Raw genomic sequence first — 8,049 nt, 5'->3', positions numbered from 1 at the left:
GATGTGCTCGAGCTCAAGGCCAATCCCGACGCTCTGGCGTCCGGCTTCGTCATCGAGGCCAACCTGGACAAGGGCCGTGGCCCGGTTGCCACGGTGCTCGTGCAGCGCGGTACCCTGAGGCCCGGCGACGCCGTGGTGGCCGGCACGAGCCATGGCCGCGTTCGCGCGCTGGTCAACCCGCGCGGCGAGCACGCCAAGGAAGCCCGTCCCTCCGACCCGGTGGAGATTCTGGGCCTGTCCAGCGTTCCCACCGCGGGCGACGAGTTCCGCGTGTTCGAGGACGAGCGCGATGCCCGCAAGCTCGCCGAGGAGCGTGCGCTGCGTGCCCGCCTGGCCGCCCAGGAGGCCAAGAGCCATATGAGCCTGGACGACCTGTTCAACCGCATCGAGGGCGGCGCCACCGAGCTCAACCTGGTGGTCAAGGCCGACGTGCAGGGCTCCATCGAGGCGCTGCGCGACGCGTTCGAGAAGATGGACCAGTCCGAGGTCAAGATCAATATCATCCACTCCGCTGTGGGTGGCGTGACCGAGACCGACGTGACCCTGGCCGCGGCGTCCGACGCCATCATCATCGGCTTCAACGTGCGTCCCACCGCGGGCGCCCGCAAGGCTGCCGAGCATGAGAAGGTCGACATCCGCCTGTATCGCGTCATCTACCAGGCCATCGAGGACATCAACGCGGCCCGCGTGGGCATGCTGTCGCCCGAGATCGTCGAGCGCGACACGGGTTCCGCCGAGGTTCGCGACGTGTTCCGCGTTCCCAAGGTTGGCAACATCGCCGGCTGCTACATCACCGAGGGCGAGATCAGCCGCGACGACAAGGTGCGCGTGGTGCGCGACTCCACGGTTATCTTCGAGGGCAAGATCTCCTCGCTGCGCCGCTTCAAGGATGACGTGAAGACGGTCAAGCAGGGCTACGAATGTGGCATCGGCGTCGACGGCTACCAGGACATCAAGGTGGGCGACGTCATCGAGGGCTATCGCATCGAAGAGGTGGAAAGAACCGAGTAGCGGCAGCGCATACGTTTGAGATACCGTCAGGGGTGCGAAGGCCTTTGCGGCCTTTGCGCCCCATAATGCATTTTGAGAACCCTCTTGGAAGGAGGGCGATATGAAACAATCGAGTTCGAGTCGCAAGGTGAACGAGCAGGCCCGCGAGGCTCTGGCAAACATCCTCCTGTTTGAGGTCAGCGACCCGCGCCTGCATATGGTCACCATCACCGGCTGCGAGGTCAGTTTCGACCGCAGCTATTGCAACGTGTTCTACACGACGGAGCCCGGCCGCTACGATGATGCAGCGGCGGGCTTTGCGGCTGCGCGCGGGCGCATCCGCTCGCTTCTGGGGCGTGCGCTTTCGTGGCGCGTAACCCCTGAGCTGCGCTTTTTGCTTGATGCGAGCGTCGACGAGGCGCAGCGCATCTCGGACGCGCTTTCGCGCGATGCTGAGCGCAATGCCGAGTCGCACGGCACCGACGAGGCGCTGAAGAGCGAGGAGTAGGCCATGGCAGTCACTCCCCAGACCAACACCACGCTTTCCGCGATGGCAGAAGAGCTCAAGAAGCATGACGGCTTCGTGCTATGCGGGCATGTGAATCCCGACGGCGACTGCCTGGGCTCGCAGCTCGCGCTGGCTCTGGCGCTCAGGTCGCTGGGCAAGCGTGCCACGTGCGTTCTCGCCAGCTCTAACGCCATCGAGGCCGGTTTGGAATTCCTTCCCGGCATTGCCGATATGGTGCCTGCTTCCCAGTTCGATGGCGAGGTGCGCACGTTCATCGCGTGCGACGTTCCCACACCGTCGCGCATGGGGGAGGGCGCCCAGGTCCAGGAGCGCGCCGAGGTGCGTTTCACCGTCGACCACCATGCCGTGCCGGAGTCGATGTCGCACTTCAATTACGTTGACCCCGATAGCCCCGCTACCGGCATGCTCATCTGGCAGCTGATCAAAGAGCTTGGCGTTACGCCTTCGCCTGAAATGGCGCTGTGCTGCTACGTCGCGCTCATGACCGACACCGGCCGCTTCCAGTACCAGAACACCACGGCGGAGGCGTTCGTCGCCGCCGGCGAGATGGTGGCGGCCGGCGCAAGCCCGTCGCTCGCCGCTCGCGAGGTCTACCAGTCCCGTACGAGCGCATCTATCCAGCTCGAGCGCATCATGCTTGAGAACATGCAGGTCGCCGAGGACGGCCTGTGGGCGCTTTCGTACGTCACGCTCGCCGATTTCGAGCGCACGGGAGCCGTGAAGGCCGATGCCGAGCCGCTGATCGACACGCTGCGTTCGCTCAAGGGCGTAAAGGCCGCGTGCATGCTGCGCGAGCAGGTCGACTGCGTGCGCGGCAGCCTGCGCGCCAAAGGCGATGAGCTTGACGTGGCCGAGCTTGCGCGCTCCATCGGCGGCGGCGGGCACAAGGCGGCTGCCGGCTTCACGTTCGAGGGGCAGCTTGCCGATGCGTTGGCCGTCCTGCCGGAGCGCCTTGACGCTTTGTGCGAGGCGGTTCGATGAAGCGAGGCCAAAGCGGCATCTGCTGCATCGTGGGCATTGATAAGCCGCAGGGCAAGAGCTCGCACGACGTGGTGAACGCCGTGCGCCGCATCTTCGGAGAACGACGCGTGGGGCATACCGGCACGCTCGACCCGCTGGCGACCGGCGTGTTGGCGGTGTGCGTGGGCCCCGCGACGCGCCTAGACGCTTATATGACGGCGCATGACAAGACCTACGAGGTGCGTATCGCGTTCGGCGTCGCCACCGATACTGACGACGCGCAGGGCACGCCTATCCGTACGGCGCCTGTGCCGCCCGAGGTGTGCGATCCGGCGTTTGCCTCGGACTATGTGCGTTCCTTGGTGGGCCATCATCGCCAGCTGCCGCCGGCGTATTCGGCCATCAAGCGCGACGGCGTGAAGGCCTATGAGGCAGCGCGTGCCGGCAACGTCATCCAGCTTGAACCGCGCGACATCCAGATCTACGACGCCGAACTTCTCGGCCTTGAGACGGATGCGAACGCGCCGCGCCTGTATTGGGACGTGAGGATTTCGGTGTCCAAGGGCACCTACATCCGCTCTATCGCACGTGACGTAGGCGTGGCCCTGGGCACGGCGGCGCATGTGGACGAGCTCCGCCGCATCGTGGCGGGCAATCTGGACGTCGAGGACTGTGTGACGCTCGAGACGCTTGAGCAGCGCGGGCTGGACGCCGTGGTCGACCCGGTGTTTCTGCTGGGGTATCGCATGGCGTTTCTGGACGATGAGCAGGCGAAGGCCGTGCGCAACGGCCGTCCGCTTCCGCTTGACGGCCTGACGCTGTTCGAGCCGCCGCGCCGCTACGACGACAGCGACTGCGGCCCCCGGCGCGGCGCCCGTAAAAGCTGCGGCGCGCCTGCAAACGATGAGGTCATAAGCCTCGTATATGAAAACGAACTATCGGCCCTGTATGCGGCCGATCCGGCGCGCGGCGTTGCGCGCCCGAGCTGTGTGTTTTCGCAAGGAGTCATTCGTGGCAAAGGTTTATAAGGCAGACGACACGTTCGATCATCAGCTGCTCGCGGGGGCGTCGTGCGCCTTCGGCGTGTTCGACGGCGTTCACCGCGGGCATAGGTTCCTCATCGGCGAGGCCGTCAAGACCGCTCGCGAATCCGGTGGGATTTCGGCGGTTTTGACCTTCGATATCGATCCCGACGAGCGCTTCCACGCCGACAGGCTCAAGAAGCTCATGAGCAACGAGCGCCGCATCGAGGCGCTCGCCGAAACAGGCGTCGACGCCGTGGTGGTGCTGCCGTTCACGACTGAGTTCTCTTCTCAGGAGCCTTCGGCGTTTCTGGATTCCCTGTTCAAGGGCGCAGTTCCGTATGCCATGCACGTGGGAAGCGACTTCCGCTTCGGCGCGCGTGCGGCGGGAACCGTGGCCGACCTCGAGGCGTGGGGCTCGCGCGACGGCATGCATGTGTGTGCCCACGACCTCAAAAGCGCCGACGGCCGCCCCATTACGGCGACACGCATCCGTCTGCTTCTCGCCGATGGCGAATGCGAGCAGGCATGCGCCTTGCTGGGGCATCCGTATGTGTTCGAAGGCGCTGTGCTCAAGGGTCGCGGCGAAGGAACCGACATGGGATTCGCCACGGCGAACATCTCGCTGCCTTCGATGATGCAGGTGCTCGGCGAGGCGGTGTATGCGGCGTACGTCACCGTCGACGGTGCGCGCTACAAGGCGGCCATGAGCGTAGGCGTGGCTCCCACGTTCGCCGATGCGACCGCGTCTTGCGAGGTCCATATTCTGGACTTTTCGGGCGAGATCTACGGCGACGTCATCCAGGTGGAGCCCGTGCACTATCTGCGCCCCATGATTAAATTCGAATCCGTGGATGAGCTCATCGCTACCGTGAAGGGCAACATCCAGTGGGTGAGGGATAATCTTTAGTTCCGCCGTTCTACGAACGGCGGAACTACTCGTTGAGGCGCTGCGACGCTGCGCGGCAATCGGGCACCTCACCTAGCCCCTTGTTTGGGGCTCGGCGCGTACGAAGTACGCTTGGCCCCAAGGCGGGGCTATTTGAGGCACCGGATTGCCGCTCGCTGTTTCGTTCTGATTCCGCAGTATTGGAAATCCGCAGCGAGGGTTCGGGAGGCTCTCGTAGCGTCGCTCTGTTTCTTCAAACTATATAATTTGAAAGTTGAAAACAGGAACGGAGCGCATAGCGAGCGAAGCGAGCGGTAGCACAGTGGGCGACGCCTAGAGGGCCTCCCGAACCCTCGCGGTGGGATGAAAAAAGGAAGGAGGTAGACATGCCTGGAATTTCTGAGGACGATATCCGCCGCGTGCGCGAGGCGAGCGACCTGGTTGCTATCGCAGGGGAGCGCGTCCAGCTGCGTCAGCGCGGCCGCGATTTCTGGGGGTGCTGCCCTTTCCACAACGAAAAGTCGCCGTCGTTCAAAATCGATCCCACCACGCAGCTGTGGCATTGCTTCGGCTGCGGCGAGGGCGGCGATGTGTTCAGCTTCGTCATGAAGATCGACGACCTGGGGTTTGTCGACGCGGTGCGCGAGCTTGCGCGCCGTGCGGGCATCCAGATCTCCGAGGCGCCGGGCGAGCGCATCTCGCGCGGCAAGAAAGCGCGCCTCAAGGAGGTGTGCGAAGCCACGGCGGAGTTCTATCATACGCAGCTCATGCGCGGCAGGGGCGACCAGGTGGATGCGGCGCGCTCCTACCTTTCCAGCCGCAAGCTGGGCGGGGACGTGCCCAAGAGATGGAATCTGGGCTATGCGCCGGGTCGTGAGTCGCTGATCTATCGGCTTCGTTCGCTGGGCTTCACGCCGCAGGAGATGATCGACGCCAACGTGGCGCTGCCGTCCAAGCGCGACGGGCGCCTGCGCGACCGATTCTACGACCGCATCATGTTTCCCATTCGTGACGCCGAGGGCGACACCATCGCGTTCGGCGGTCGCGTTGTGGGCAAGGGCGAGCCGAAGTATCTGAACTCGCAGGAAACACCCGTGTTCCATAAATCCGAGGTGCTGTTCGGGCTCGACATGGCCAAGGCCACGATGGCGGCTACCGGCGTGGCAATTGTCGTCGAGGGCTACACTGACGTGATCGTGCTTCACGAGGCGGGCGTCAAAAACGCCGTGGCCACACTGGGAACGGCCCTGACGCTCAGACATATTCGCGCGCTGTCGCGCCACGCCAAGAACCGCATCGTGTACCTGTTCGACGGCGACGAGGCGGGGCAGAGGGCTGCCGACCGCGCCGCGCGCTTCGTGGACGAGAGCATGTTGCCCGAGGCGGGGCGCTCTCGCGTAGAGCTGTATGCGGTCACGCTGCCTGATGATCTTGATCCGGCGGATTTCGTGCAGCAGCGTGGCGCCGACGCGTTGCAGGAGCTGCTCGAGCATGCCGTGCCGCTTCTGCGCTATGCGATCGACCGCACGCTGTCGCGTCATGATCTGAGCGATTTCGCCGACCGCAGCCGTGCGTTGCCCGAATGTCTGAGCCTGCTTGCCGCCATCAAGCAGTCGGTGCTCGCCCAGGAATACGCGGGCTACATCGCCGACAGGCTGCAGATGGATACGCAAACGGTGGTGGAGCGGCTTGCCGCCACGCCGGCGCCTCGCTCGATGCAGGATCGCGAAGAGGAGCCGGCGACTCCGATGCCGCAGCAGCAGACTGCCGTCCAGCTTTCGCCGCGCGAGCGGGAGCGGCTTCGCATCGAGCGCGAATTCCTGTCGCTGTGCGCTCGGGAGCCCCAGCTAGGCATGGGATATGCCGCCGTGCTGGCGCAGACGCAGTGGCGACGCTCAGCACATGCGGATATCGCCGCGGCGTTGCTCGCATACCTCTCCGAGAATGCCCAGGCGAGCGCGGGAGACGTGGTGCGCGGGGTAGAGGAGCTGCGGCCGGGATCGGCGTCCACGCTCACGTTCGCTTCGACCTATGACGATTTCGAACCTGCCGAGGTGGCGCAGTTCTTGGCCGAGGAGCTGGCCATTCGCGATATGGAGGACTCCGTTGTCGCGCTGAACGTGCAGCTCAAGGACCCTTCGTCGATGTCGCAGGAGGACTATGACCTGACGTATGCCGCCGTGGTGTCCATGCAGAAGGACCTCACCGCGCTGCGTCGCGAGCACAAGCCTCTGGGTGCCATCAATTAAGCTTTGGCCCTGAAAGCCCGGCTCGCCGCTGCTGTTGTGCGTGCGCGTGACCCGAGGAAAAAATGTTGCTCAGCGGGTCGCGTTTTGTGGTAATATTGATTGCTGTATCTTTAGGGCTACTATGCCCATTTTCCGGAGGAAGGATAGCATCTGTGACTGCTGCCAAATCGAAAGCAACCGGAGATTCCAAAAAGGAAAAGACCGTCGTCGATGACGCCGAGATGACGCTCGAGGAAGACAAGATCGAGTCGAATCTCTCCGATGAGGATCTGCTCGAGGGCATCCCCGAGGAAGAGCTCAAGGCCGCCGAAGGGGTCGAGGTCAACCTTCCCAAGGTCTCCTCTCGTTCCACGCGCATCCGTCGTCGTACGGCTGATTCCTCGGTCACCATGCTCACGGGCGACCCCGTGCGCATGTATCTCAAGGAAATCGGCAAGGTTCCGCTGCTCAACGCCGCCCAGGAAATCGATCTTGCCATGAAGATCGAGGCCGGCGTCGCCGCCACCGCCGAGCTCGAGAAGGCGGAGGACGAGGGCATCGAGCTCGATCGTCGCGAGCGCCGCCGCCTCACGCGCGTCGAGCAGGTGGGCTTGGACGCCAAGCAGCAGCTGATCGAGGCCAACCTGCGTCTGGTGGTGTCCATCGCCAAGCGCTATGTGGGCCGCGGTATGCTGTTCCTCGACCTGATTCAGGAAGGCAATCTGGGCCTCACCCGCGCGGTCGAGAAGTTCGACTACACCAAGGGCTTCAAGTTCTCCACGTATGCCACGTGGTGGATTCGCCAGGCAATCACGCGCGCCATCGCCGACCAGGCACGCACCATCCGCATTCCCGTGCACATGGTGGAAACCATCAACAAGCTCGTGCGCATCCAGCGTCAGCTGCTGCAGGAGCTGGGCCGCGACCCCTCGCCGGAGGAAATCGGCGAGAAGATGGGCCTTACCGCTGAGCGCGTGCGTGAGATCCAAAAGATCAGCCAGGAGCCGGTGAGCCTGGAGACGCCCATCGGCGAGGAAGAGGATTCTCAGCTGGGCGATTTCATCGAGGATGACGCCGCCATCGTGCCGCCCGATGCCGCCAGCTTCTCCATGATGCAGGAGCAGCTGAGCAAGGTGCTCGAGGGCCTGGCAGAGCGCGAGCGCAAGGTCATCATGCTGCGCTTCGGCCTGGAGGACGGCCATCCGCATACGCTCGAGGAAGTGGGCCGACAGTTCGGCGTCACCCGCGAGCGCATCCGCTAGATTGAGAGCAAGACGCTCGCCAAGCTGCGCCATCCCAACCGCTCCGCCCGTCTGAAGGACTACCTGGAGGACTAGCGCTCCGGTTTGTAAGAGCATGTGAAAGCCCGACGGTTAAACCGTCGGGCTTTTTGCGTTGGCATGAAAAGGGTCCGACACGTGTCGGACCCTT

6 protein-coding genes and 1 pseudogene are annotated in these 8,049 nt (G+C 64.0%); all 7 read left to right on the top strand.

What is annotated here, in order from left to right:
• A partial coding sequence (gene infB / locus Q0J60_RS03090) for a translation initiation factor IF-2 (protein WP_294438769.1) occupies window positions 1-1,011 on the top strand: 1,011 nt, incomplete at its 5' end.
• Window positions 1,012-1,111: 100 nt separating this feature from the next.
• Window positions 1,112-1,498 (top strand): 30S ribosome-binding factor RbfA, encoded by a 387-nt coding sequence (rbfA, locus tag Q0J60_RS03085; protein ID WP_294438768.1) that lies wholly within the window; start codon window positions 1,112-1,114, stop codon window positions 1,496-1,498.
• 3 nt (window positions 1,499-1,501) lie between these two features.
• Window positions 1,502-2,500, top strand: a complete 999-nt coding sequence (locus tag Q0J60_RS03080; protein ID WP_294438767.1) for a bifunctional oligoribonuclease/PAP phosphatase NrnA — start codon at window positions 1,502-1,504, stop codon at window positions 2,498-2,500.
• Entirely contained in the window at window positions 2,497-3,507 is a 1,011-nt protein-coding gene (gene truB / locus Q0J60_RS03075) for a tRNA pseudouridine(55) synthase TruB (protein WP_294438766.1), read from the top strand. Before Q0J60_RS03080 ends, truB begins: the two co-directional genes overlap by 4 nt.
• Entirely contained in the window at window positions 3,491-4,411 is a 921-nt protein-coding gene (ribF, locus tag Q0J60_RS03070) for a riboflavin biosynthesis protein RibF (RefSeq protein WP_294438765.1), read from the top strand. Before truB ends, ribF begins: the two co-directional genes overlap by 17 nt.
• A gap of 365 nt (window positions 4,412-4,776) precedes the next feature.
• Complete coding sequence (gene dnaG / locus Q0J60_RS03065) at window positions 4,777-6,639, top strand: DNA primase (protein ID WP_294438764.1); 1,863 nt, start codon at window positions 4,777-4,779, stop codon at window positions 6,637-6,639.
• 221 nt (window positions 6,640-6,860) lie between these two features.
• A pseudogene (gene rpoD / locus Q0J60_RS03060) lies at window positions 6,861-7,955 on the top strand (RNA polymerase sigma factor RpoD).
• Window positions 7,956-8,049 lie beyond the last annotated feature (94 nt).

Origin of the sequence: uncultured Slackia sp. (assembly GCF_944321625.1) — a bacterium.
Taxonomy (GTDB): Bacteria; Actinomycetota; Coriobacteriia; order Coriobacteriales; family Eggerthellaceae; genus Slackia.
Note: the sequence above shows the minus strand (reverse complement) of the source record. Positions and strands in the feature narration are given on the sequence as shown.